A 26502-nucleotide genomic window follows, 5' to 3' on the forward strand; every position below is an offset into this window, starting at 1 on the left:
GTCTTTTGTTTTCGTATTCTCATCGCAATACCCTCCTTAAAACTCCATGGCAAAGAGTACCAATTTCCAAAAAAATCTTAAAGTAATGTGCTTTAAATCTCTTATTAAAGTACTATTACTGCCCCTATCCTTTCTTGTTGCCATAGGAGATTTTTGCCGATTTGTAGTTTTGAAAAAAAATCCCAAAGAACAACCTCTTCAAAATTCTTTCCCTACCAATCCAGTTCGGAAAAAAACACAAAAAAGAAAACATCAAACCCAGCGCTTTCTATTTAATTTTTTCGTTACATTAATCCTGACCATCCAACTATCTGGCTTACATCTTTTATTCCACATACAGCCGGCGATCGCCTCTGGCCCCCTGAGTATTGAACCCCTCACCTGGGATATCATCGGCCTAGATAGTAATAATCCCAATGATGGTCCCGACAAATTTCTCGTGGGCGCCAGGGTTTGCAACCTCAGTACTACGACAGCAGCCCAAAACCTCAGAATTCGCTTTGTTCGCGAAGGTGCTTTTAATCCTCTTATCAGTGTGAGCACCACAGGACTTTACAAAGATCAATGGCTTGTGCCGAGCCTGCCTCCATCAACTACAAGTACACCCCCCCTAAACCATCACCAACAAACAAGCAGGCCCAAAAACTGCTTCGATGCCTACTATGTTTTGACCTTAACTCGTACTTCGGATATTTATAATCGAGTCCAACGTTACCGTATTGAAGCTTTCGCTGATAACGCTGCCACTGTCGATACCAATAGTTACCCCGATCCTTACCAAGGCACTATTAATGAGTACGATACAGGGCACCCCCGCCAGATTTATATCGAAAAAATTCTTTCCCAAGCTCGTAATAGTGTGACTGGTTTCACTCAACTCGCTCCCGCAACGGCGGCCAGTATTTTTGGGATCAATGCCAATGATCTTGATACTGCGAGTGGTGGTGGTAGCAGCTACAGTGTGGAAGTGGGGGGAACCTATGCCTTTGAGCTCACTACTCAAACCGCAACGGCCTATCCCCAGTTAACCGTCAGTTCCGACTTTCCCAATGCTGTCTTTCAAATCCTTGATGTTCAGACAGACTACAGTAACGTTGGCGGCAACCCTGACAATTCCAGTATCTATGCCAATGCCTGTGGTTGGATTAGTGATCCCATGGTACCGGGCTACCTAGAAAGTTCTAGTGTCTGTGAGTATTCAGCAGTTACGCCGGGTGGAACGCCGGATCAATATCCTAGTAGTGCAGGAAAAGTTGGTAACACCGTTAGAACGCGCTATCTCTTCAAGATTCTTGGGGGCAATGGTAACTACACAATTAACCACCTGATCCTTGATTTTTCTGGTGGTAGCTTTCACTACAATGGCGGCTTTGGGTCAGGTCTTGGGGTTGTCGATTTTAATGTCACAAACCCTAGCGCTGATTTAGTAATCAACAAAAGCCATATTGGCAACTTTACACCGGGAGACAACATCTATACTTTCCAAGTGACCAACAATGGCTTGGATACAGCCCGTAGTGATCTTGTTATCACAGACACATTACCCCAAGGTTTTATTTTCAATCCTTCCAATTCCAACATTGGCGTAGAAAGTCAATCAGGGACGATTGTCGGTTGGACTTGTATCGGTGCAGGAACACGTAATATCACCTGTGCCAATCCTAATGACTTAGCAAATGGAGGAGTAACAACCTTAAGTATCCGTGTTAATGTTGCTGAAACTGCCGCAGCGAATACCTTTAACCAAGCAACAGTAAGTAGTCCAACCACCGATCCTAATCTTGCCAACAATACAGATATTGACCCCACGAGCATTATCCAAGCCACAAATCTGAAACTCACAAAAGCAGATAGTAGTCCTGATGCGGCCGCAAATCCAGCCAGTAATAATGCCCCGGTGGTTCTCTCTGGATCTCCGATTACCTATACCTTCACTGTACAAAATCAGAGTAGCCTAACAGCGGCAGCGCCAGTGATCATTACCGATACGCTACCGGAGGGACTTACTTTTAGCTTGGCTGATAATCCGAATATTCCTACGGTCTGGAATTGTACGATCGATGGTCAAAATCTAACCTGTACCTACGTTTCTGGTACTAATCCTATCCCTTTACCCGGCAATACAACTGCGACGGCTTTACCCTTGGTTTTTCGGGCAAATGGTGGTGTGATTACTTCGGGTACTAGCGCCGTTGTCAGAAACACAGCGACCGTTACCAGTGCCACGACAGAAGCAAATAGCAGTGATAACACCAGCAGCGATGATTTTCTGATTACATTGCCAGTTTCTGATTTGACGATTACAAAAAATGATTTTGAGGCAGCTTTTACTTACAATCTTTCTGGTCAAACTTATACCGGAGAAAATTTAACCTATGAAATCGCTGTAAGAAATAATGGCGTTGCACCAACTGTCGGCCCCATCGCCATCACTGAAACTTTGCCGAACAGCAATAACAATATTATTGAATTAGCTTCAACAACCTTTGCTGGAGTAGGGCCAGATGGTTCAGTTATTAACTGGACTTGTAACCAAGGGATTAATAATCCAGTTTTACCCGCAAGTGGAACAACTTGTGCTGTTGGCAATAGCGGACTTTTTACATTTGTCTATCCTGGAACTTTAAATCCTGGTCAGACTGCAACATTGCGCCTAATTGTGCGAGGAAGACAGACAAATACAGTCCCAGGGACGAGTACTGCGCTGATTAATACGGTTGGAGTTTATAGCGCTAATGACGGGGTAACACAATCAAAGACAGCAACTGAATCTACACCTGTTTTGATTGGTAATAATGACAAATACAACATTGGGATTCGGAAGCAATTAACTCAGATTAACGGAGTCACTCCAAGTCCTGCTTGTACTTTATCTGGTGGAACTAGCAATTATGGAACCACCGAAAGCTGTACGGCGACAGTAAGCCCCGGCAATCCCATTCAATATACTGTTACGGTCGCTAATAATAATAACGGTGGGCCAGATGGTGTTAATGTGGCTATTTCAGACTTTATCCCGCCTGAAATTAACATAACGGGGGTAACTTGTTCTGCAACTGGTAGCCAGGGCCAAACCTTAACAGTCTGTGATAATCAAGTTGCTAATTCAGGGCGCACAAGTCCCATAGCCGTCAATTTTAATTTAGTGCCTAATACTAATCCCCCAAGATATCAAGTTGATAAAACAGCTTTTTTAAACAAAGGTACGGGGATTGTTACTTATACATTCACTGGCAGCATTAAAACTCTAGCTCAATTACAAGCATTAGGTATTGTCAACAGCAATATTGTTAACCGAGTTAGCGCACCGAAGACTGATGGAACTTTTGTTGATACAGATTCAAATGATAATCTTTCTTCTACTTCGATTCGTTTAAATGTTACTGATCTGAGTATTACCAAAACAGATGCAGTGGATGGAACAACAGATCCTGGTACGACGAATTTCACGACTGGAGGAGAAGGTGTTTATACTCTGAGGGTGAACAATCTGGGCACTAATGCTACGGTTGATGACATCAATGTGGTAGATGATGTGCCGGATCGTTTTCAAGTACTTGAGGCATCTGGAACAAACTGGAATTGCCTGGTTGAAAATCCAACCCCTGCTAATCCTATTAGTAATCCGGCAGCAGATAGCATTAATAACAATATTGTGCGTTGCGCTCGTAGTACGGCTATGGCGGCTGGTACTTCTAGTACGATCAGGATTCGTGTCAAGCCCATTGCTACTTGGATTCCCGCCGGAACCGAAACGTTACCACTTAGTTTTAATAATATTGCCCAGGTCACAACAACGGGGGATACGAATACGGCGAATAATGGTTATGCACCAGGTACAACGACTGGATTAGCAGAATTTTTTGGCTATGAACAAACTCTAGTTGTGGCACCAAATTTCGATCTCAAGGTTACGAAAAGTGTCCCTGGCGGTAGCTTTGCTATTGGACAGACGTCTTCTTATCGGTTGGATATTCTTAACAATGGCCCAACGGAGGCGATCGCCTCGACGACAAATCCGATTACTGTAACGGATACCTTGCCGACAGGTTTTACTTTTATTTCCGGCACCGGATCCGGTTGGACTTGTACTGCTTCCGGTCAAAATGTGACTTGTACGCGAAGCAGCAACCTCGCAGCAGGCGCAACAACATCGATTAACCTAAATGTTTTCGTCGATGGTACTGCCACTAATCCCACTTCAAATACTGCGCAAGTAAACCTAACAGGAGAACCCAGCGCCAATATTGTTTTAAATGATAATAATTCCAATAGTCGAAATCGTCATACCATCTCAACAGCCGTTCAACAGGCCGCAGACCTCAGCATCACTAAAACATTAATTTCGACGATCACAAATACCTCTCCCCCCCCAGAAACTATTCCTGGTTTAGTTGCCGGAGAACAAGCAGTCTACGAACTAGAAATAACGAATAATGGCCTTTCTAATATTTCTGATGGCGAAGCGATCACTGTTATAGATAATTTGCCAAGCAACTTGAATTTTGTTTCCGGTTCTGGCGATGGCTTTAGTTGTAATGCCTCTGGTCAAGCTATTACTTGCACGAAAACTAACGGCCTAACAGTCGGCCAAAACGCTACGATCACTTTAGTTGTCAATGTAAATAGCGCCGCCACTGGCACTATTACGAATTTAGCTAGCGTCGATGCTGCGACCACTCCAGATCCCAACCCCAATAATGACAATAGTAGTACAACAGATCCTGTACAAACCCGCAACCTTGATTTGGCGCTCACCAAAAGCCACCTGGCTAGTAGCTTTGCCATTGGTCACCAAGGAACCTATAGCTTAGAAGTGAAAAATGTCGGCAATATCACCATTACAAATCCGATCACCATTACAGACACGCTTCCTCTGGAGTTGTCCTATAACAGTGCAGTTGGTCAGGGCTGGAGCTGTAGTGTTACAACCCAAGGAAATACCAGTACCCAAGAGGTCGTCACTTGCATAAGTAATGATGATTTGGCCCCCGGTCAAACAAATACCGTTGATATTGTTGTAGATATCGGCCCAACTACACCAACAGGGACTAATTCCATCACCAACAGTGCCATCGTCACAACGCCGGGAGATGCTGATACGAATAATAACACTGACACCGATCCCACCAGTATTACAGGCAGTGCAGATCTGTCTGTTGACAAAGCTCATAGCGGCAATTTCACAAAAGAAGCCCAAGGAGTTTATACATTGACCGTAAAAAATGAAAGCGCCAGTACAGCCGACGCAACAGGGATACAGTTAATCGATCAGTTGCCTGATGGTCTTTATTATGTTTCGGGCACAGGCACAGATTGGACTTGTCCGCTTGTGAGCTTTACCGCCCCAGGCCCGCCAACCCCCGAAGATCTGAGGGATATTGAATGCAGTTACAACGGAACCCTTACCCCAGGAGCCACGGCACCAACCTTGACGATTACGGTGTATGTCCAAGACACCGCCCCCAGTACTCTCGAAAATTTTGTTACAGTCTTTGGCGATCAACCCGATCCCAATGACGACAATAATACGGATTTAGACCGGACAACGATTACTGATGGTGTTGCTAACGCTCCTGATTTAATTCTTGTAAAACGTATTACTGCGGTTATCAGCGAAAACAATACTACAAATTACACTGTGTATAGGGATGATACGAGTAGTGACAGTACCGCAGCTAATGATAATGCGCCGTTTTGGCCTGGTTATAGTGCGGGCAATCAAAGTAACACCTTCACAGTGGGAGAGTTAGGCCTTGAGGCTAAACCGAATGATACAGTTGAATACACTATTTATTTCCTCAATCAAGGCAATGCCCCGGCCAGCAATATCAAAATTTGCGATCGCCTATCCCAATACTTAGATTATTCGCCAGATGCTTACGGTTCATCTATGGGTATTAAACTGAACTTTAACAACAGTGAAACCAATTTAACGGGCGTTGCTGATGTTGATGCGGGACAATTTTTCGGCCCTGACCTTACCCCTAGCGGATGTATTCGTCCAGACAACCTACAACCCATGACCGCCGCCGATAATCCAAATGGAACCCTGAGAGTTGAGCTAGCTAATGTTGACCCCGCGACTAGCCCTGCGACTCCAGCTAATTCCTATGGCTATATCCGCTTCCGGGCTCGTGTGAAATAATTCAGCCGCCAAAAAAGGCCCCAGCACATCCTTCTCTGGGGAAGGTGGCCGAAGGCCGGAAGAGGTCTAAGGAGAAACAAACCGTTTGCGGAGTGATTCGGCCCGTTTTTTCGCTGTTTTATTCTCTGGTTCTGCTTTTAGGGCAAGTTCATAGGTTTCCAGGGCTTTCGCTGTCATTTGCTTTTTTTCGTACACATTGGCCAGATTGTTTAAAGCTGTGACGTAATCCGGGACTTCCTTTAGGGCTGCTTTGTACTGGCGAATGGCGAGGTCGTATTGTTCCTGGGCAAAATAAGCATAACCAAGGGCGTTATATACTAATGCCTGATTTTCTGGTTCCAACTCGTCTTCTACCTTCAGTGCTTTTTGGAGCAGTTGGGCCGCTTGGACGTAGAGTTTTTTGTCGAGATAGAGACTACCCAGTTCGTAATACTCCTTTGCAGTGCCAGAGCCTTGCTTGAGCTTGGTTTGTAGCTTAGAAAAGGTGTTTTCAACGCGGCGGGTCTTAATAACTTGACGGAATAGGAAAAAGGCTAATCCCCCTAGCAGAGCAACGAGGATAGACAAATAAAAGATTGGCAGAAACTCTTGATCCATAACAGGAAATGATTGATAGCAGGTTTTATAAAAAATTTTTATTGTTCCCTAAGTCTGCTGCGGCAAAATCAACAGAAACTTAAGCCCTGCTAGTGTATCAGGTCTTTAGGGGCGTCCCCAATGATTGATACGTTCCGTTAACCATCCGCTGCTTTGCCGTGGTTTCTTGTTGGGTTTAGCTGAGGCTTTGGTAATACAACTATAGATCTTAGTGAAAAGCACAAAAAAAGGTGCATTACTCTTAAGCAATACACCTTATCTGATTAGTTTCAAATTCCTATCGACTTAATTTGTCTAGGATCACTATCAGAGATTAATTAGGAGCATTACCCTCTACAAGAACAACGTCGCCAGTGCTCGGATCAAAAACAACAAAAGACTGACCACCATCGCCGATATTGTTTGCTTGAGCAATACCAGGATTAGTATCGTCGCCACCTTCAAGGACAGGATTCGGTGCTACGTTATTTGCATTAAGTGCTTCAGAGGCAGCAATGCTGTTGACTGTAATGTCTCCAGAACCACCCAGTGCATAAGCTTCAGTCGTGGCCTGGCCAGGGCCTGCAACATCTACCAGAACAAATGTTCCACTTCCCGGAACTGGGTTCCCATTAACAACATCTTGATTTTCCTCAAGAGGATTACCCATTCCATCTGTTGCCACTTCTTGCAGAATAACGTTTCCAATGTTGCTCCGGACAGCAACAGCAGCAGATTCCTTACCGACAGCGGCAGCAACAGAAAGGCTAGTCAGATCACCAGCATCAAAAGTGGCAGCGGCACCGGCGGCGATCCCACCTTCACCAGCTTGGGCAGTGGAAGCGAGACCGAGGGAGAGCGCACTAGCGGCGGCTAAAGCAAAAGAAAATTTTTTCATGGATTTAGGATATTTCTAAGTTGAGTTGATTGTTTTGTCATGCCTAGCAGTGACCTAATTGATAGGAAAAAATCACTGCTAGTTCTGAAGACGTAAATATATGAGCAGAAAAGCGAACAATAAAGGATAAAGTATCTAAAAGCCATCACGACTTTTAGCATTTAATCTTGTCCTCTTAGACAATATACCCATTTATCATAAAAATACAACAGCATTTGAGCTTGGTGTTCATATCTTAAATTTTTGTCTTTCCCAAAAAAATGATTTCTTGCTGTGAGTCCATCTAAGATATTGCTTTTTTCAGCAAATTTAGCTATCTTCTGGCGAGAGACATCATTGATACTGTTGTTTTGATAAGGTTAGCTTGTCGATAACTCAAATTTAACATTGTGAAATATTATCGAGTAATCTCTGCCTTGAATTTTATCGATTGGCACAGCAAAATGGTGTTGAGCTAAAAGCAAAGCCCAACTTCAGGCCCAGTTGTATTGCGCCGTGCTACTTTTGTGTTTCTGTTGTAGATCTTTCTAGTGACCATCTATTTTTTACAATCCACAGCAAAATGACCTTGCCTAGATCTCGCCCCATTCTCCGTAGCCTTCTTTGTGCGATGGCCTCCACTCCTTTCGCCACCCTCGCCGCCGCAATGGAAGCGACTAATGTCAGCGTTGATAATTCCCTTGAGCAGGTCAATTTATCCCCCACTTCTGCACCAGAAGCCCAAGCAGTCCAGTCTCCAGCAGAAGTTTCAACCGTAGTTCAGAATACTGTCCCTGGGCCTAATCCAAAGCAGCAACTCATTGCCCGCGCCCCTGCCACCACAGCACAAGATGAATCAAAGCCATCAGCCGAAGCTCCTCCAACAGAACAACTAATTGCCCAAGTCCCTACCACAGGTAGCTCTGGAGCCCCAGCAACAGGTCTCTCGTCGGCTGAGTTAATCCAGTTAGCCCAGCTCCTTTCGCAGCTCGGCGATCTCTCCGCACTCCAAGAACAACTCAGTAATATCCAACAAGAGTTGGGTGAAATTCGATCGGTGGTTCGTGATCTCCAACAGGAGAGTGTCATTAACTCTCAGGCCCCCCCTCGCTTATCTGAACCAATACAGCAGCAAGAGAGGGTTGCGACGAATCAAGAAAATTCGCGTCCTGTAGCAACATCGTCACCAGTTCCTAGTACAGAAGCCAGCACAGAAACAGACAGTGACGTCGCGCAAATTCCTGTTCCAACGCCAGATCCAACTTTAGAAGAAGAGACACCAGCCCCTGAGACTGACGATTTTCTTCAAAAAATGCCTCTCAACCGTGTTAATCCCTTAATCACGACACAAAATCTGGATGGAACACCGATTTCTCATTTTTCCGATTGGGAAATTGCCGCATCTGGCCTCCTGTCCGATTCCACAACGAGCGATGTGAATGTAGACGGCTTTGCTCGGCTGGATTCTGACATTTTCCAAGGAACAACCGCTGATAATGTGGCGGTGACAGATTTTCGGGGAACTTACGTACGCCTGCGATCTGCCGCCCAAGACCGGGAAGTGGAAACTGAGATTGATCAGCCTGTAACTCTGGGGGGCTATTTATACCAGTTCACCCTCACAGGAGGATGCGACATTCTTGATCCCGGAGGAGGAAACAGTGACGAGACTTGTAGTTTTTTACCCCCAGTTGCCTTCGATCCCCAAAGCTATGACCCAGATACCCTTCTTCCTAGTCGGCTCCTAGATTCGGGTATTGCTTTTGGTGGGGTCGTTTCAGAAGAAAACTTAGCCTTTATCAAGCAACCTGGTTTCCAACGGGGATTACCCGGTCAAGAAGTCGGTATTGAACTAAACGTACCCAATTCTGGAATTGTTGCCGTTGGCCCAGAGACAGGTCGCCAGGGCCAAACCATTCGTCGCGAAAATTTAGATAATACCTACAGTGTTGGAATTGCCAATGTACGGCAAGTGCTCAAGCAAAATGACCAGGAAGCCGTTTTAGGGCGAACAGTACGCGGGTTTGCAGCGATTCCCAACGATGAAGATTTTGGCCTCGATAGTGCAGTGCAGCTAGCAACCTTACTCTTGCCGGATGTTGACCCAGCCCTAGAAGGGGGAGATGCACCACCAAATCCGAATGTTAACGCTAACTTGTTTAGCGCTGCGAACAATTCTCGCTTACCTGCCAATAGCTTCACGGCTTATCAAGGGAGTGTTTCCCGTGCAGAAAGTGTTACAGATCTAAGTACTCCGCCAGAGGATATTCCCGCAGCAACCTCGAACAGTTTTTGGGTCGGTCTTTCTCCTGTGGTTGATCGTGAGATTGAAATCTTAGAAGATGGCAGTCGTTTTAAGGATTTTAGTGGGCCGCGTCTGGTGGCAGCCGCTTATGGTGAAGGGGGAGCCACAGATGCAGATAATCTGAGTGCTCAAGTAGCAGCGACATTACTCAACGAGGTTGGTGGTGTTGATCAGCAGCTATTATTGGACTTTGATGATATTCAGGATGCCTATACTCAAATTGGCTTGGCCTTTTTTGAGCGGGATGCAACACAAATCATCAAAACTCGCTACAGTGAGCGAACAAATTATGTGCCTCACCTTAGCTTTACAGGCAACCGCACAGATAATCGCAACCGGACTCGTTACTATCTAGGAGCTTTAATTGATTACACAGCCGAAGATACCCAAGATTGGCTCAAGGCCTATGTCGGAGGGGATTATCGCTATCAAAATGTGAATGCTGGGGTGCGCGCAGAAGTGGGTGGTATTGGCTACCTCAATCCTGATAAAGACTACTACAGTCGTCTCTGGGGCAATGTTGCAAAAACTTTTTCGGCAAATAATGGCAATTCGTTTACTTTAGCGGCAGGCTTGGATTACGCGATTGACCAAGATCAGCAGATTGGCGATATTTTTGTGGGTTCGACCGGGAGTCGAGCAACGGTAAGTGCGGCGGCCCGACTTGGGGGAGTGACTTTATCGGCAGATCAAAACTTCGGTGGTCTTTTGCCCAACTCTGATGAAAGTAACTTGACGCTCAGATTAGGAACTCAATTAGGAGATAACTTCTCTCTGTCTGGTTATTACACACCTTTTGATGAGGATACTGTGGTTGCTAGATATGGTGTGAACGCAGGGATTAAATTTGGATCTTTTTACAATAGTCCCAGCTTAGTCTTTGGTTGGAGTCAGGACGAGTATAAGTTTGCCACAGGAAAATTTACGGATGATCGTTTCACGGTCTCCTTTAGCACGGGTCAGCCTAATGCTCCTTTTGTGACGGGCACTCGCCGCTAGTTACTTTTGAGACTAAGTTGCTATTGGGGTAGACCCCAATAATTGATACGTTCCGTTAACCAATTGCTATTTTGCCAATCGGTTACTGTTTTCTGGAGGGCTTGACTCAGGCTTTGGTGTTGTCTTCCCTTGGGAAAGGCGATCGCCAGGGGATTCCCTGTGAGCCAAGCGGGAAAGAGTTGATATTCGGAGTATTCTTGTACCCAACCCGTGAGGACGGAGTGATCCCCTGCAAAGAGGGCGGTTTCGTTATTTTCGAGGTAATTTAACGCCTCCTCGTAGGAGTTGACGCCAATGAGAGTGACTTCAGGAAAATAGGCCCGCACGGCGGCGATCGCCTCGGAACCTTCGAGGACAACGACCCGTTGATCACTGATTTGATTTAGGGATTGGATCTCGCGATCCCGTGTCACGAAGCCAATGCCATCGAGGTAATAGTAGGGACTAAAATTCACGAGCCGTTGACGGGAAGCATTAAGACCGAGTTGGGCAATGACGAGATCCACTTCCCCGGTCAGCACCGCATCGAGGCGTTCTTGGTTGGTGAGGGGAATCAATTCTACTGCTTGGCGATCGCCTAATAATTCCGCCGCCAGTTGGTGCGCAATATCGATTTCCAAGCCCTGTAAATTTCCCGCTTCATCCCGAAATCCCAAGGGCCGCACATTTTCCTTGACCGCGACCCGGAGAATTCCCCGTGCTTGGATGGTTTCGAGGGGAGTGGCTTGGGTTAAAGATGTTGACCCGAAAAAGAAGCTAGCGGCGATCGCCAACCCATATCCAAATACTCCACCGCGCGCCATGAGTTCCCCCTAACAAAAAAACCCCAGAATGGCTACTCTGGGGGCTAATTCAATTCTTCACTTTTAATAATGCCACAACCGACGAAATGGTGTTACTGTCTAGGCACTTTTTGCCACTTCAACCACCTGGGCAAAGGCTTGGGGGTCAACAACAGCCAGTTCAGCCAGCATCTTCCGGTTGATCTCAATGTTCGCTTTTTTGAGTTGGTGGGTAAGTTTGCTGTAGCTCAGACCATTCAACCGAGCTGCGGCATTAACCCGCACGATCCACAGACGACGAAAATCACGCTTTTTCTTGCGGCGATCGCGGTAGGCATTCCGGAGTGCCTTCATGACCTGCTGGTTTGCAGTGCGGAAGAGCTTGGAGTGGGAACCCCGGAAACCTTTCGCTAACTTAAGGATTTTTTTACGACGCTTACGGGCGACGTTACCGCGCTTTACTCTTGGCATAAACTTTACCTATATATAATTTAAGTAATAAAACTCTCGATTTTTCAGAAACCAGACAGTTTCTACCGTTCGTTGTCTCTAGGCGTAGGGAAGCATCAGACGAACATTTTTCTCATCGCTCTTGTCCACGAGGGCCATCCCAGACAGACGACGACGCTTCTGTTCTGAACTCTTATGGTTCAAAAGGTGATTCTTAAACGCTTTGCGACGGGCGATTTTCTTGCCGCTGCCAGTCAGCTTAAATCGTTTCGCAGCTGCACGGCGAGTCTTTAATTTAGGCATATAAGTTTCTATAAATCGACACAGCTTACAATAATACCTCGTTTATGCCAAATCCTTCAAGGCCCATGGCAGTTTGATTTGGTTTACAAATCTAGTCCCGAATCATTAGCTACCTAAATGATGAACCCTAGCAAGTTCGCCTAAAATTCGATAATGTGAAGCGATGTAAAGTTGTCCTAAAAAGCACCGTGACTAACCTAGAAGCCGTCTCCGATCAAGTCCGTACCACCACGACCCCACCGCCCCGTCAACGCTCTGAACTCGCCCATCTTTGGGGTGATACCCTCGGTGTTTTTTGGGGGGACTGGTTAAAGTTGCGGGTGCGCCTCAAACAGGTGGCAGCAACGGGCTTGGTTTCGCCACTCATCTATATTTTGGCCTTTGGTCTGGGACTCGGTAGTGCCCTAGATCAAGCGATTACTCCCCCCGCCGGGGATACCTACCTAGAATTTATCTTGCCGGGGATGGTTGCCCTGTCTTCGATGACCATTAGTTTTGGGGGGACGACCTTCTCGATCTGTGGCGATCGCCTCTACAGCAAAACCTTTGAAGAACTGCTCCTGTTGCCTGTCCATCCCCTCGCCTTACACCTAGGGAAAATGATGGCTGGCATCCTGCGGGGACTGATGACGGCAGGGTCGGTGCTGATTGTGGCAATCCTCTTTACGGGCAAAGTTTTTAGCTTTATCAATCCTCTGTTCATTCTGTTGCTGCTGTTGAACTGCGCTGTGTTTGCGGGGTTAGGAGTGATTGTCGGACTGCGGGTCAAATCCCTGGAAAGTGTGGGGATTTTTAATAATTTCTTGATCGTGCCGATGTCTTTTTTGGGGGCGACCTTTTTCGACCCGGAAACCTTACCCCGTCTGTTCCGGGCGATTGTCTATTGCATCCCGCTGACCTACACCACCACCGGACTGCGGGCGGCGGCCTATTTGCCCCTTTCGGAATTTCCCTGGCACGCGATTCCCATTTTGGCAGGGGTGGCGATCGCCCTAGCGTTTGTGGGGGCTTACCAATTTTCCCACCAGCGGGATTAAAACCATGACCTGGCAAACGGTGACGGGCTTGCTTACACGGGGTCATCAAGTGGCTTCGGGGCAAGCGAAAAATAGTCCCTACGAAGCGGGTACCATTGCCCTGCAAACACCTCATTTTCGTAACCTGGGCCTAGATTTATCCGGTTATTTTCCGGGTACTCTCAATATTTCCATTGCGCCCAAAACCTTTACTCTGATTCAACCCCGTTATACGTTCACAAATCTGCAATGGCACCCGGATTTTTCCCCAGAGACCTTTTCTTTTAGTCCCTGTTACATTGAGCACCGCCAGCAGCGGTATGATGGCCTAATTTATTACCCGCACCCTGAAACGAAACTGGGCCATTTCCAAGCGCCTGCCACCCTCGAAGTCCTTGCCCCTTTGATTCCGGATCTCACCTATGGCGATCGCCTCCAATTATCGCTGCACCAGGCCGAGGTCAGGATAGAATAGGCGGCAAAGACGGCTGCACCGTTGATTTCTCTCCTCCCGCATCCATCCCCCCTAACCCCTTTGAAATCTATGCAACTGTCCCCTTCTCCCAGTGGTGAATACTTTTGCCTGCAAACCCTTGATCTATATGACGACGCCGAATGTCAGTCCCTCGGTACCCAAGCTGCCGCTGGTCGTCGGGTGCAAATGCTCAATAAAGAAACAGACCAGGCTGTGCGGGTGATGACCGTCGAAGATGGCTATTGTACCTGGCTCAAAAAAGCAGATTTACAACACCTCGAAGTCGCCGAAGAACCCTACGAATTTGTTCCCGTTGATCGCCCGGAAATCGAAGCGCGCATGGAAAATATTTTGATCTTTGCCCACGCTGCGAAACGAGTGAGTAATACCTATCTGTGGGGGGGCACCACCGCGCCGAATTATGATTGTTCTGGGTTTATCCAGGCGGCCTATGCTTCCCAGGGGATTTGGTTACCGCGCAACTCCTATCAACAGGGGGATTTCGTGGAGCCTATTTCCCAAGAAGAACTGGAACTCGGCGATTTGATTTTCTTTGCCAAAGAGCAACGCATTGATCACGTCGCCCTGTACCTCGGAGAAGGCTATTATATCCATAGCTCCGGCATCGAGATGGGCCGCAATGGCATTGGCATCGATCGCCTCTGGGAGCCGTGGGACATGATTAGTCGCGCCTACCACCAGACCCTCTGTGGCTTTGGTCGTGTCATGGAAAGTTACGCCCCACCGTCCTTAGCCTGTCAAATTTAACCACCATTGATGTCTAGCCCAGCCCCGATTACCGAAGCGCCTGCCACCACCCAAACCCTATCGATTGTGGTGCCCATCTACAACGAAGTGGAAAGTCTGCCGCACCTGATCCAGGCGATCGCCTCGGTGATGCAAGCCCACAACTATGCCTACGAAATTATCTGTGTGGACGATGGCTCGAAGGATGGCTCCACGGCACTCTTAAAAAAATTAGCCACCGAACGGGAAGATCTACGGGCAATTATTTTGCGGCGTAACTACGGCCAAACTCCAGCAATGGCAGCGGGATTCCAACACGCCCAAGGGGAGATCATTATTTCCCTAGATGCAGATTTACAAAATGATCCGGCGGATATCCCCAACCTGCTCCAAAAAATGAACGAAGGTTATGATCTCGTCAGCGGTTGGCGCAAGGAACGACAGGATAACCAGTGGACGCGGCTTCTCCCTTCAAAAATTGCCAATGCCCTGATCCGTCGGGTAACGGGGGTCAATCTCCATGATTATGGCTGTTCCCTCAAGGCTTACCGGACGGAAATTTTGGCAGATCTGAATCTCTATGGGGAATTGCACCGCTTCATCCCCGCCCTAGCGTTTATTGAGGGAGCGACTATTTCTGAAATTCCCGTGCGGCACCATGCCCGCCAGTTTGGCAGCAGTAAATACGGCCTAGACCGGACGTTTCGGGTGCTGCTGGATTTGCTGACGGTGTGGTTTATGAAAAAATTCCTCACCCGCCCGATGCACGTTTTTGGCTACCTCGGCATTATTTTTATGCTCGTTGGTTTTATTTTGGGGGGCTATTTATCGTTCCTCAAGCTCTTTTTGGGCCAAGCGATTGGCGATCGCCCTTTGTTGCTCCTGGTAGCGATCCTTTTATTAGCCGGGGTGCAACTCTTTGGTTTTGGCCTCTTGGGGGAACTGTTGATCCGCACCTACCACGAATCCCAGGGGCGGCCCATCTACCGGGTTCGTTCAATTGTCGGGCAGTCTAAACATTTTGCCTCTCACTAAAAAAACTCTCCATTCCAGAGACAGAACAGAGAGTTGAGTGATTTTTATTTAAAAAATCCTGGGCAATCTAGGCCGCAAACTTAATCTTCAGGAAATCTTCCTCTATCTTTGCCCCAGAGGGTTTTAACGCTGCGAGGGCTTGGGGTAAGACTAAATTCCGGCGGTGGTTGCCGATGCGGATATTCAGTTCATCGCCCGTTTTATTGAGCTGGATTTGCTCCTTGGGAATGCCGGGAAGGTAAAGTTCGAGGCTGTAACCGCCATCCCCTTGGATCATCCGCACCGTATCTTCTTTGTAATAGACCTGGGTCGGATCTTCCTCGCCATAAAGGGTTTCCTTGAGTCGTTCGAGGGCCGCCAAACCGCATAATTCCTCCTGGTAGAGGGGCACTTCCTTCACGGGGAGGGGGTGGAAATTGTCATGAATTTCCTGCTTATAGGTCTGTTGATTGTCTTTCCAGTTGGCGAAAAATGGATCATTCACACTGTCGGGGATAATCCGGTTGGCCACCACCATATCTGTCGAAACGTTGTACAAACTCAGGTAAGCATGGGCGCGGAGAGATTCTTTAATCACCATCCGCTCTGGATTCGTCACGAGCCGCACGGAGGTAACGGTGTTATCGGTCAGTACTTTTTCGAGGGCTTCGATCTGCTCATAAAATTCATAGGGCGCATCCATTACTTCTTTGTTAGGCAACGAAAAACCCGTGAGGGGCTTCCAGATGGGTTCAACGAGGGGATGCAAGGCCACAGACATTCCCTGGAGGGGCTTATAGAAACGGCGCATATACCAGCCGCCCACTTCCGGCAGACTCAATAAACGTAAAGCTGTGCCTGTAGGGGCCGAGTCGATGATTAAAACATCATAGGTGCCTTCGTCGTAGTGGCGTTTCATGCGCACCAGGCCAAAAATTTCATCCATGCCCGGCAGAATTGCGAGTTCCTCTGCCTGGACACCATCAAGGCCGCGCGCTTGGAGGACTTCGGTAATGTAGCGTTTCACTGCGCCCCAGTTGCCTTCCAGCTCCCGCAGGGCATCGAGTTCTGCGCCCCAGAGGTTTGGTTTCACTTCGATGGGGTCGTGGCCAAGCTCTATATCAAAACTATCGGCGAGGGAGTGGGCGGGATCGGTACTGAGCACTAGGGTACGATAGCCCAACTCGGCACAGCGGAGTCCTGTAGCTGCTGCGACAGAGGTTTTGCCGACGCCTCCTTTTCCCGTCATTAAAATTACGCGCATGGTTGCGTTTGTCCTTTGCTGAGAGGTTTTTACATTTCTTTACTGATTATCTCCCATTGCCTTGGGTTTTCGCTATGGCTGGCTTTTTGGGGAAAGGCGATCAAGGGAAAAAGGCGATCGCCTTTATCAGAAACAGTATGGCAACAAAAAATCCCCAACTTTTCTAAAAAATTGAGGATGCATCCTAGAAAATATTATGAATCTAGTGGTTATCTGGTGCAGACATATCAAAGCGAATGCCCGCTTTTTTCCAGAGGCTAATGGCATAACGGAGTCGATCCACGGGCGCAATCAAACTCATCCGTACATAACCTTCCCCACCAGCCCCAAAGGCACTGCCTGGAGTCACAACAACCCCGGTAGTTCGCAACACATAAAGCGCAAAATCCGTGGAATTCATACTCGGCGGACAGGGAACCCAGAGATACATCGTCGCTTTGGAAGGTTTAATATTCCAGCCAATTTCCCCCAGGGCTTCGATCAGCGCATCACGCCGTTCCCGATAGCGTTCCTGCACCCCTTGGATGTAACTGTCTGGTAGTCCCAATGCTGCTTCTGCGGCCTTTTGAATCGCCGAGAAAATGCCATAGTCCAAGTTGGTTTTTAGGGTGCGTAGACCTTGGATGATGTCCGCATTGCCGACGACGAAACCAACGCGCCAACCGGCCATGTTGTAGGTTTTGGAGAGAGTATGAAACTCCACGCCGATCTCGTTCCCTCCAGGAATTTCGAGCAAACTGGTGGGCTTGTAACCATCAAAAGAAAGCTCGGCGTAGCACAGGTCATGGACGAGCATCACCTGATACTTGTGCGCCCACTCCACCACTTCTTCAAAGAAAGACCGAGGCGCAGTAGCAGTGGTGGGGTTGCTGGGGTAGTTGAAATAGAGGATTTTGGCTTTTTTCGCCACTTCTTCCGGGATGGTGCTGAGATCAATCACCCAATCCTGTTCCGGCTTGAGGATAATTTCGTGGATCTTCGCGCCAGCAATTAATGGGCCGCGAAAATGAGCCGGGTAAGCGGGACTCGGCACCAATACCGTATCTCCCGGATTCACGTAGGCTAGGGCCAGGTGAGCAAGACCTTCTTTCGATCCCAATAGAGGCAGAGCTTCACTATCGGGATTGAGTTCAACGGCATAGCGGCGTTTGTACCAAGTGGCGATCGCCTTACGAAAGCTAGCAGTCCCCTCAAAGGGCGGATACCCGTGAAATTGGGCCGTCTCAAAGGCGGCGATCGCCGCATCAATGGCTTCTTGTGGGGCGAACCCATCTGGATTACCCATCCCCAAATCAATTAAATCAATACCCTGTTCCCGTGCCCGTGCTTTCAGTTCATCTAACCGGGCAAACACATAGGGCGGTAAAGCACTGAGACGATCTGCTCTCGTAATCCAATCTACACTCATCGAAGCCGGAAAAAATAGATAAAGGTATAGCCTATCATCATCGCACCGATAGTCCCCAGGATGTATTTTTCCTTAAAGAATTGCCGCCGAATTCGCTTACCATGGGTCTGCTCACCCTTTTAAAAACCTATTCCCTTGAAACGCCGTCCCCGTTCTAGCTATTTCCAGTTATTGCCCTATCTCAAGGCCGAGCGGCTCACCATTGGCCAAGCCCTCATTTGTACCGTCGGCTTCACCGTCTTTTGGCCGATTTTGGCGATCCTGGCGGGTGACATGGCCAACGACATTGGTGCAGGGAATATCCAGGGCATCGTCAACTTAGCAGGCCAGGCAGCGATCATCTTTCTCATCCGGGGGGCGGTGCAATACGGCCAAGATACCCTAATGGCCAAGGCCGCCCTAAAAATTGCCCTCCAACTCCGCACCCAGGTTTATGGCCACCTCCATCGTCTCAGTTTGAATTACTTTGAGGGAGCAAAAACTGGCGATCTCTCCTACCGTCTCACGGAAGATGTAGACCGAGTTGGGGAAGTAATCAACAAAATTTTCCATCAGTTTGTGCCCAGCATTTTGCAGCTAATCGTGGTGCTGGGCTATATGTTCTATGTCAACTGGCAACTCACCCTGGCGGCTTTGATCATTGGGCCATTGATGGCGATTTTGATTGGTTCTTTTGGGGAGAAACTCCTGGATTTTTCCCGCCGCAGTCAAACCCGCACCTCCAACCTTTCCTCTCTATTAACTGAAGTGTTTAATGGGATTCGTCTCGTGCAAGCCTTTGCCGCTGAAGATTATGAGTTGCAACGGTTCACCGAGGAAGCCGAACAAAACCGTCGCGCTAAATTCCGCACTGCCCAGATTAAAGCCCTGCAATTTGTGGTGGTGGGTTTCCTGGAAGCGATGGCGGTGATTTTTCTGTTTTTCTTGGGGGGCTGGCAAATTGCCCAGGAAAATTTAACGGCGGCAGAGTTCGTCAGCTATGTGGCCGCAGTGGCCTTGCTGATTGACCCGATCCAAATTACCACCAGCAATTTCAACGAGTTTAAGGAAGGGGAAGCCTCCGTTGATCGGGTATTTGAACTGATGGCCGTGCAGCCAACGGTTTTAGAAGCAGCCGATGCCCAGACATTGCCCGCTGTGACGGGAAAAGTAGACTATCAGAATGTTTCCTTTGCCTACGAAGCAGATAAACCCGTCTTAAAAAATATCAATTTGACAGTGCAACCGGGAGAAATGATCGCCTTAGTGGGATCGTCGGGGGCGGGCAAAACGACGTTGGTCAATTTACTGCCTCGTTTTTATAATCCGGTGGCCGGAAAAATTTTTATTGATGGCATTGATACCAGCACCGTCACCCTCAAAAGTTTGCGCCAGCAAATCGGCATTGTTCCCCAGGAAACGGTACTTTTTTCCGGAACGATCGCCCAAAATATTGCTTTCGGTCAAACGGAATTTAGCTTGGAACAGGTAGAGGCGGCGGCAAAAATTGCCAATGCCCACCAATTTATCTCGGAATTCTCCCAGGGTTACCACACCTATGTGGGGGAACGGGGTGTTAATCTCTCTGGTGGTCAACGGCAACGGGTGGCGATCGCCAGAGCTGTTTTACTCAATCCCCGCATTTTAATTTTGGATGAGGCCACCTCTGCCCTCGATGCCGAATCCGAAGCTCTGGTGCAGGAAGCCTTGGAACGGATTATGCAAGACCGCACCGTGTTTGTAATTGCCCACCGCCTCGCCACTGTCCGCAGCAGCGATCGCATTATCGTTTTAGACCAAGGGGAAATTGTCGAGTCGGGCACCCACGAGGAGTTGCTCGCCCACCAAGGTCGCTATGCTCAATTCCATGCCCAGCAGTTTGCCTAAAGGGTGAGGGCAATTTTGCCGGTGCTGGAACCCTTCTCAATTAGGGTGTGGACTTTTGCCGCTTCAGCCAGAGGAAACGTTTGGCCTAGGTGAAGATTGAGTTTCCCGGCCTCAAACCATTGGGTACATTGCCGCAGAATATCGGCCTGGTGCATTTGTCCGGCCACATCCCCAGTAAGCATGGGCGTTAGCATCAGTTCTAGGCTAATCCGTAAATTTTTTAAGCGTGCTTGTTTGAGATTGCCAAGCTGAAAATCTGGTTCAAGGATCGTCACCAAATCCCCGTAGGTTTTCACAGCGGGCACCGTTTCCCAAAAGACTTGACCGCCGACAGTATCAAAGGCCACATCAACCCCAGCCCCATCGGTTAACTTGTGTATCGTTTCGGCCACATCCACGTCGCGGTACAAAATTGCTTCATCGGCCCCATATTGCCGGGCCAACCTCGCTTTGTCGGGGGTACTCACTGTGGTAAAGACCGTTGCGCCCCACAGTTTTGCCAGTTGAATTGCCACATGGCCCACGCCACCCGCCCCGCCATGGATCAGTACTGTCTGGCCAGACTGCAACCGGGCGCGATCGCCGAAAGCTTCCCAGGCCGTGATCAAGACGAGGGGAGCTGCTGCCGCCGCCGCAAAGGATAAATTTTCTGGTTTTTTCGCAATGAATCGGGCATCGACCACCGCATATTCGGCGTAATTTCCGGTGCCTGCTTTCCCCAATCCGCCGTCGCAGAAATAGACAGCATCACCCACGGCAAAATTTTCGACATCACGGCCCGCCGCCTCAATTATCCCGGCCCCGTCACAACCGAGAATTGCCGGGAGGGGATCATCGTAAAACGTGCCTCGACTACGGACTTTTGTATCAATGGGATTCACCCCCGCCGCCTGGAGTTTTACAAGGACTTGCGTGGGGGTTGTGATCTGCGGTTGCGGCACCTCAATAAGCTGAAGAACATCGGGGCGCCCCGCTGCGGTCATGGCGATCGCCTTCATTGCGGATTTTTAAAAACTAAACTGCGATTTCAATCTAAATCAGATCATAACGGTGACAAACCATCGCAAACACCGCCGCCATCAGGGTAATCCCCAAGGCGATCGCCGGATGTTGCCCCTGGCCCACCGCAAAGGAAGTGGCCACCCCAGCCCCTAAACCAGCTACAAGGCCAGCTTGGATATAGTCTTTTTTAGTATTGCCGTTATACATAGGAATTAATCTTGAAATGGACGAATTAAAGCGTTTTAAAAGGATTTTCCAACGGGAATTTCGCCCTTCAAATTAACACCCGAACTTTGCGGCCTCAGCGACCACGCAATTAAGGTTTAGATTTAGCGACATTTCTTAATAAGCGCGGCGATCCTTTAAAATATGTAGCGAAAGAAACCTTAAAATAATTGTTAAAATCCCCCCTATGACCACCTCCTATAAAGTAGAGATTAAACATCGCGGCAACACTTACACCATCGACGTTCCAGAAGATCAAACAATCCTCGATGTTGCCCATGCCAACAATATTGATCTCCCCACCTCCTGTGGTGCTGGGGTCTGTACGACCTGTGCGGCACTGATTACCGAAGGCAGCGTCAGTCGTGAAGAGGGGATCGGGCTTTCTCCTGAGCTACAAGACGAAGGCTATGCCCTGCTCTGCGTTGCTTACCCCCGTTCTGACGTCAAGCTAGAATCAGATAAGGAAGAAATGGTCTACGATCGCCAATTTGGTAAGAGCGCCTAAGTTCTTTCTCCACTTCAACCCATCCAATTCGGGGAGTGATTCCCCATTTTTTTTAGCTGAGATCCGTATGGTTACTGTGAAACCGCTGCCTCACAAACAGTTCAAGTATGTATTGTCCCGTTGGCGTCGTTGGATCCGGTATTGGTACCTCAAAGTGTTACGGCAAGAAGGCACACCAGAGGCGATCGCCAGGGGTTGGGCTTGCGGGGCATTTGCCGGGAGTTTTCCGCTTTTCGGTCTCCAGACAATCATTGGTCTACTCTTGGCCACGGTTTTTAATGGCAACAAACTGACGGCGGCGGCGGGTACCTGGGTGAGTAATCCCCTGACCTATGTGCCCATTTTTTACTTCAACTTCCAGGTGGGAGAAGTGCTGCTCCAACAGCCGATCACCTTTGATGAAGCCCAGCTAGAATCCTGGTCTGACTTGAGTCTGGCGGGGATGAATTTTATCAGCACCCTATTTATCGGCTGTACGGTGGTTGGTGTGGGTTTGGCGGTGGCGGTCTATTTTCTCTCCCTCTGGCTAATATATCGTTGGCGATCGCTCCGGGCGACCCGGCAGTTCCAGCGGCGACAACCACCCCATGACCATCATCGATAGAAAATTACTCAATCAACATCTCAAGGATTTTCCTGGGGCCTTGTTCCCCGACAAGCGATTCCTCAAGCCAACATTTCTTTTCTTTCCAAGCCCATGGCATTCCTGAACTTTGCAAAACCCGGTTATCCCCTCGTCCTGGCGGCCTTTAAGGACAATCCAGAACAGGGACACCGTCAACTCATTAACGCCCTCCATTGGTTGGAGCGATCGCCGGATTTGCTTTGGAGTCGCCTGGCAAAGGAGCAGATGGTCGCGGAATTTTGCGTCCAAGATCCGCGCTTAAGCCAGACCCTCTGGGGCCTCGATTTTCCGAATCCGGTGGGACTTTCGGCGGGCTGTGATAAAGATGCAATGGCGGCAGGGATGTGGTCGCGCTTTGGTTTCGGGTTTGCGGAAATGGGTGCAGTGACGCTCCATGCCCAACCGGGAAATCCCCTGCCAAGGCTGTTTCGTTTACCCGCTGACCAAGCGGCCCTTAATCGTTTGGGCGCAAATAACCTAGGGGCCGCCGTGATGGCCAAAACCCTAGGGGAAAGTTGGCAAATCGAACCCCGCACTATTCCCATCGGCATTAACCTCTGTAAGTCAAAGGTGACGCCCCTTGAGGCCGCGGCCCAGGATTATCTGGGGAGCTTTGAGGCATTGCAAGCGGTGGCCGATTACTTTGTGGTGAATGTGAGTTCTCCCAATACCCCAGGCTTGCGATCGCTCCAAGGTGGAGAACAAATTCAACCGATCCTTGAAGCACTTCAGCAAGCCAATCACAAACAACAGCCGATTTTTATCAAAATTTCTCCGGATCTCGACTGGGAGGCGATCGCCAATATCGTAAAAATTGCCCAGGACTATCAACTTGCTGGGATTATTGCCACCAACACCACCACCAGACGGGACGGCCTCAAGACCCAAATCCTCGAAAAAACTGGCAATCCCGTCACCGAGGAAGCGGGGGGGATCAGTGGCGCGCCCGTGCGTCAACGTTCCACTGAAGTAATTCGTTTTATCTACGAACAAACCCAAGGCAGCTTGCCGATTATCGGTGTTGGGGGGATTTTTACCGCTGACCATGCCTGGGAAAAAATTACGGCTGGCGCGAGTTTGTTGCAGCTTTATACGGGCTGGATTTACAAAGGCCCTTGGATTATCCCCAATATCCTCCGGGGTCTGCTGGAAAAATTAGAGACCCACAACCTCAATCACATTTCCGAGGCGATTGGGATGGCCAACAAGCACAACTAGCAAATTACTGTTGACTGCCATCTGTCTATGGCAAGATAGGAGTGATTTTTTCGGACATGATTCTATGTTTCGTCGCTCCCAACGTCGTCATCCGTTCAAGACTTATATTGCGGAACCCTTGGTGAATGCTTTGGCCCCCTGGTGGGGGATCGATTGGTGGCTCATGACAGTCACCGTTGGCCTCACGGTCTTGGCTGGTCTGGCGATCCGCAGTGCCCAGCTCAATATTGGTTCGACGGACTGGTGGCAACATTGGGTCACTGGTGGTGTGGGTCTAGGGGTTTGTTTGGCGATCGCCCGTTCCCGTTACCAAACGATGATTGTCGGCCATTGGTTAGTCTATGGCCTGAGTATTCTGTCCCTGATCGCTGTGTTGTTCATTGGGGTGAGTGCCAACGGTGCCCAGAGCTGGATTAATGTTGCGGGCTTCCACGTGCAACCCTCGGAATTTGCCAAGGTGAGTTTAATTCTTTCCCTGGCGGCGACTCTCCACCAAGATACGGCGGCACGGTTGCCCATGTTACTAAAGGTGTTTATGATTGCGGCGATCCCTGGCAGTCTAATTTTGCTCCAGGATCTTGGCACCTCGCTAGTTTTCGGGGCGATCACCCTGGGGATGCTCTACTGGGCCAATGCCAATTTTGGCTGGATTCTCCTGATTATCTCGCCCATTGTGTCGGCTATTTTGTTTGGGGTTGCTTTTCCCGTCTGGCTGATTTGGTTTGGCTTAATGGGCCTGACGGCTTGGTTAACCCTCCCTTGGCGCTGGCTCGGCACCGTTGGGGCAATGGCGGGCAATGCGATCGCCGGGGTCGGGGCTGGCATCCTCTGGAATATGCTCCAACCCTACCAAAAAGACCGTCTCACCCTTTTCCTCAATCCAGAGCAGGATGCCCTTGGGGGCGGCTATCACCTCATCCAATCGCGCATTGCCATTGGCTCTGGTCAACTATGGGGCACGGGTCTTTACCATGGCTCCCAAACCCAGCTTAACTACGTCCCGGAACAACACACGGACTTTATTTTTTCGGTGGTTGGCGAAGAATTAGGCTTTATGGGGGCGATCGCCGTGATGTTTTTATTTTGGCTGTTGTGCCTACGCCTGATCCGCATTGCCTGCAAAACCGAGGATAATTTCGGTTCCCTGATCGCTGTCGGGGTGCTGTCGATGGTGTTGTTCCAGGTCTTGATTAATGTCGGTATGACCATTGGCATTGCGCCCATTACCGGGATTCCCCTCCCCTGGCTGAGCTATGGTCGATCCTCTCTCCTCACCAATTTCATCGCCATTGGCCTGGTGCAGTCCGTCGCCAACCGTACCCCCTAGAGATCCCTGAAGGCATCTAGTACCGCTTCGAGGGCGATCGCCGCATGGGTGAAATGGGTGCCCCCCTGGCAAAAGACAACATAGGGCTCCCGCAGTGGCCCATCCGCCGATAACTCCGAGGTACTGCCATCAATAAATGTTCCCCCAGCCATTACTAAATCACTAGCATAACCCGGCATTGGTGCTGGCACCGGATCGAGGTAAGAACCGATGGGTGAAAATTTTTGCCAAGCCCGACAAAAGACCAACAATTTCTCCGGAGAACCCAACCGAATCGCCTGAATTACATCCTGGCGTTTTTCTAGGGGGTGGGGCTGCACCTCATAGCCCAGATCAGCAAACACCGTGGCCACCAAATGAGTGCATTTCACAGCCTCAGCTACCATCTGGGGCGCAAGAAATAATCCCTGATATAACAGCCGATTTTGATCATAGGTTGCCCCCCCGTGACTCCCAATGCCCGGTGCAGTAAGCCGACAGGCCGCTTTTTCAACCAGATCTGCTTTACCCGCTAAATAACCGCCGCCCGTGACAATGGTGCCCCCCGGATTTTTGATGAGTGATCCCGCCATGAGATCCGCACCCACAGCGGTGGGTTCCTGGGTTTCGATAAACTCTCCATAGCAATTGTCCACAAAGCAAACGGTGTCCGGATTTTGGGCTTTGACAATTTCAACAATGCACTGAATCTCGGCCGTAGAAAGACTTTTGCGCCAGGAATAACCACAGGAACGTTGAATCAATACCAGCCGTGTTTTTGGCTTTACTGCCGTTTTGAGGGTTTCCCAATCGATTTCTCCCGTGAGAGTGAGTTCTAACTGCCGATAACCAATGCCAAATTCTGCCAGGGAACCTTGACCTTCTTCCCGCAAACCAATCACTTCCTCAAGGGTGTCGTAGGGGGCCCCTGCTACGGCGAGCATTTCATCCCCTGGGCGCAATACCCCATACAAAGCGGCGGCGATCGCATGGGTTCCCGAAACCAACTGCACCCGCACCAGAGCCGCTTCTGCCCCCATCACCTCGGCGTAAACCTGATCGAGGGTATCCCGCCCCAGATCCCCGTGGCCGTAACCGCTGACACTGCTGAAATGGTGGACGCCCACCCGATAATTTTGAAAAGCTCCCAAAACTCTGCGGAGATTGGTTTGGGTTTGTTTGTCAATGGCTTGGAAGGTAGGGGTCAGGGCGGCGATCGCCCGGCGAACAATCTCAGCAGAATTCATAAAAAAACGAACAGCAAAAAATTAAGAGCGAGCCAATCATACCAAGCCCCAAACTTCTAACCTAGGGAATGGACGCCCCGATAATTCCGCGCTAAAATTCAGCAAATCTTGATTAAATTCGTAAATAAATGTTAAATTTAA

General features: G+C 49.0%; 21 protein-coding genes. 11 read left to right on the top strand and 10 right to left on the bottom strand.

What is annotated here, in order from left to right; all coding sequences use genetic code 11:
- The first annotated feature begins 46 nt into the window (after positions 1–46).
- On the top strand, positions 47–6148 hold the full coding sequence (locus tag AWQ22_RS10955; RefSeq protein WP_084448991.1) for an S-layer family protein: 6102 nt from the start codon (positions 47–49) through the stop codon (positions 6146–6148).
- Between the two features lie 66 nt (positions 6149–6214).
- On the opposite strand, the gene AWQ22_RS10960 is transcribed toward AWQ22_RS10955, so the two are convergent.
- Positions 6215–6745 carry a tetratricopeptide repeat protein gene (locus AWQ22_RS10960; protein WP_012307776.1) on the bottom strand — a complete coding sequence of 177 codons (531 nt, stop codon included), beginning with the start codon at positions 6743–6745 and terminating at the stop codon, positions 6215–6217.
- 313 nt (positions 6746–7058) lie between these two features.
- A complete protein-coding gene (locus AWQ22_RS17125; RefSeq protein ID WP_065711101.1) occupies positions 7059–7622 on the bottom strand; it encodes a hypothetical protein in 564 nt (187 codons plus the stop codon).
- Between the two features lie 610 nt (positions 7623–8232).
- Here AWQ22_RS17125 and AWQ22_RS10970 point away from each other — a divergent pair.
- Positions 8233–10905: a hypothetical protein gene (locus AWQ22_RS10970; RefSeq protein ID WP_157094618.1), complete on the top strand. Its 2673-nt coding sequence runs from the start codon at positions 8233–8235 to the stop codon at positions 10903–10905.
- A gap of 20 nt (positions 10906–10925) precedes the next feature.
- Here AWQ22_RS10970 and AWQ22_RS10975 read toward each other — a convergent pair whose 3' ends face one another.
- From AWQ22_RS10975 to rpmI, 3 genes are all read right to left on the bottom strand, one after another.
- Positions 10926–11708: a transporter substrate-binding domain-containing protein gene (locus tag AWQ22_RS10975; RefSeq protein ID WP_065711103.1), complete on the bottom strand. Its 783-nt coding sequence runs from the start codon at positions 11706–11708 to the stop codon at positions 10926–10928.
- A 99-nt stretch (positions 11709–11807) separates the two neighbouring features.
- The gene (gene rplT / locus AWQ22_RS10980) at positions 11808–12158 is read right to left on the bottom strand and encodes a 50S ribosomal protein L20 (RefSeq protein WP_012307780.1); all 351 of its coding nucleotides are present in this window, start codon (positions 12156–12158) and stop codon (positions 11808–11810) included.
- A gap of 78 nt (positions 12159–12236) precedes the next feature.
- Positions 12237–12440: a 50S ribosomal protein L35 gene (gene rpmI, locus AWQ22_RS10985; RefSeq protein WP_065711104.1), complete on the bottom strand. Its 204-nt coding sequence runs from the start codon at positions 12438–12440 to the stop codon at positions 12237–12239.
- A 188-nt stretch (positions 12441–12628) separates the two neighbouring features.
- Here rpmI and AWQ22_RS10990 point away from each other — a divergent pair, with 188 nt between their 5' ends.
- From AWQ22_RS10990 to AWQ22_RS11005, 4 genes are all read left to right on the top strand, one after another.
- A complete protein-coding gene (locus tag AWQ22_RS10990; RefSeq protein WP_030006594.1) occupies positions 12629–13477 on the top strand; it encodes an ABC transporter permease in 849 nt (282 codons plus the stop codon).
- A 4-nt stretch (positions 13478–13481) separates the two neighbouring features.
- The gene (locus tag AWQ22_RS10995; protein WP_065711105.1) at positions 13482–13931 is read left to right on the top strand and encodes a hypothetical protein; all 450 of its coding nucleotides are present in this window, start codon (positions 13482–13484) and stop codon (positions 13929–13931) included.
- A 69-nt stretch (positions 13932–14000) separates the two neighbouring features.
- A complete protein-coding gene (locus AWQ22_RS11000; RefSeq protein WP_030006592.1) occupies positions 14001–14699 on the top strand; it encodes a C40 family peptidase in 699 nt (232 codons plus the stop codon).
- Positions 14700–14708: 9 nt separating this feature from the next.
- Positions 14709–15713, top strand: coding sequence for a glycosyltransferase family 2 protein (locus AWQ22_RS11005; protein WP_065711106.1), 1005 nt, complete (start codon positions 14709–14711; stop codon positions 15711–15713).
- Positions 15714–15780: 67 nt separating this feature from the next.
- Here AWQ22_RS11005 and AWQ22_RS11010 read toward each other — a convergent pair whose 3' ends face one another.
- Positions 15781–16956, bottom strand: a complete 1176-nt coding sequence (locus tag AWQ22_RS11010) for a TRC40/GET3/ArsA family transport-energizing ATPase (RefSeq protein WP_065711107.1) — start codon at positions 16954–16956, stop codon at positions 15781–15783.
- A gap of 202 nt (positions 16957–17158) precedes the next feature.
- A complete protein-coding gene (locus AWQ22_RS11015; protein WP_065711108.1) occupies positions 17159–18364 on the bottom strand; it encodes an aspartate aminotransferase in 1206 nt (401 codons plus the stop codon).
- 135 nt (positions 18365–18499) lie between these two features.
- Between AWQ22_RS11015 and AWQ22_RS11020 the strand changes: the two genes are divergently transcribed.
- Positions 18500–20230, top strand: a complete 1731-nt coding sequence (locus AWQ22_RS11020; RefSeq protein ID WP_065711109.1) for an ABC transporter ATP-binding protein — start codon at positions 18500–18502, stop codon at positions 20228–20230.
- Here the strand turns inward: AWQ22_RS11020 and AWQ22_RS11025 are convergent.
- Both AWQ22_RS11025 and AWQ22_RS16950 read right to left on the bottom strand, forming a co-directional pair.
- On the bottom strand, positions 20227–21228 hold the full coding sequence (locus tag AWQ22_RS11025) for a zinc-dependent alcohol dehydrogenase family protein (protein WP_065711110.1): 1002 nt from the start codon (positions 21226–21228) through the stop codon (positions 20227–20229). The two genes, AWQ22_RS11020 and AWQ22_RS11025, sit on opposite strands and share 4 nt — an antisense overlap.
- A gap of 34 nt (positions 21229–21262) precedes the next feature.
- Positions 21263–21439, bottom strand: coding sequence for a hypothetical protein (locus AWQ22_RS16950; protein ID WP_012307791.1), 177 nt, complete (start codon positions 21437–21439; stop codon positions 21263–21265).
- Positions 21440–21644: 205 nt separating this feature from the next.
- Between AWQ22_RS16950 and AWQ22_RS11030 the strand changes: the two genes are divergently transcribed.
- From AWQ22_RS11030 to rodA, 4 genes are all read left to right on the top strand, one after another.
- Entirely contained in the window at positions 21645–21965 is a 321-nt protein-coding gene (locus tag AWQ22_RS11030; RefSeq protein WP_012307792.1) for a 2Fe-2S iron-sulfur cluster-binding protein, read from the top strand.
- Between the two features lie 67 nt (positions 21966–22032).
- The gene (locus AWQ22_RS11035) at positions 22033–22569 is read left to right on the top strand and encodes a DUF2062 domain-containing protein (protein ID WP_012307793.1); all 537 of its coding nucleotides are present in this window, start codon (positions 22033–22035) and stop codon (positions 22567–22569) included.
- Between the two features lie 93 nt (positions 22570–22662).
- Positions 22663–23808 (top strand): quinone-dependent dihydroorotate dehydrogenase, encoded by a 1146-nt coding sequence (locus AWQ22_RS11040; RefSeq protein ID WP_065711111.1) that lies wholly within the window; start codon positions 22663–22665, stop codon positions 23806–23808.
- Between the two features lie 64 nt (positions 23809–23872).
- Positions 23873–25135, top strand: a complete 1263-nt coding sequence (rodA, locus tag AWQ22_RS11045; RefSeq protein WP_062435339.1) for a rod shape-determining protein RodA — start codon at positions 23873–23875, stop codon at positions 25133–25135.
- On the opposite strand, the gene AWQ22_RS11050 is transcribed toward rodA, so the two are convergent.
- Complete coding sequence (locus tag AWQ22_RS11050; protein WP_065711112.1) at positions 25132–26361, bottom strand: methionine gamma-lyase family protein; 1230 nt, start codon at positions 26359–26361, stop codon at positions 25132–25134. The two genes, rodA and AWQ22_RS11050, sit on opposite strands and share 4 nt — an antisense overlap.
- Between the last annotated feature and the right edge of the window lie 141 nt (positions 26362–26502).

Source organism: Picosynechococcus sp. PCC 7117 (genome assembly GCF_001693275.1).
Classification (GTDB): domain Bacteria; phylum Cyanobacteriota; class Cyanobacteriia; order Cyanobacteriales; family MRBY01; genus MRBY01.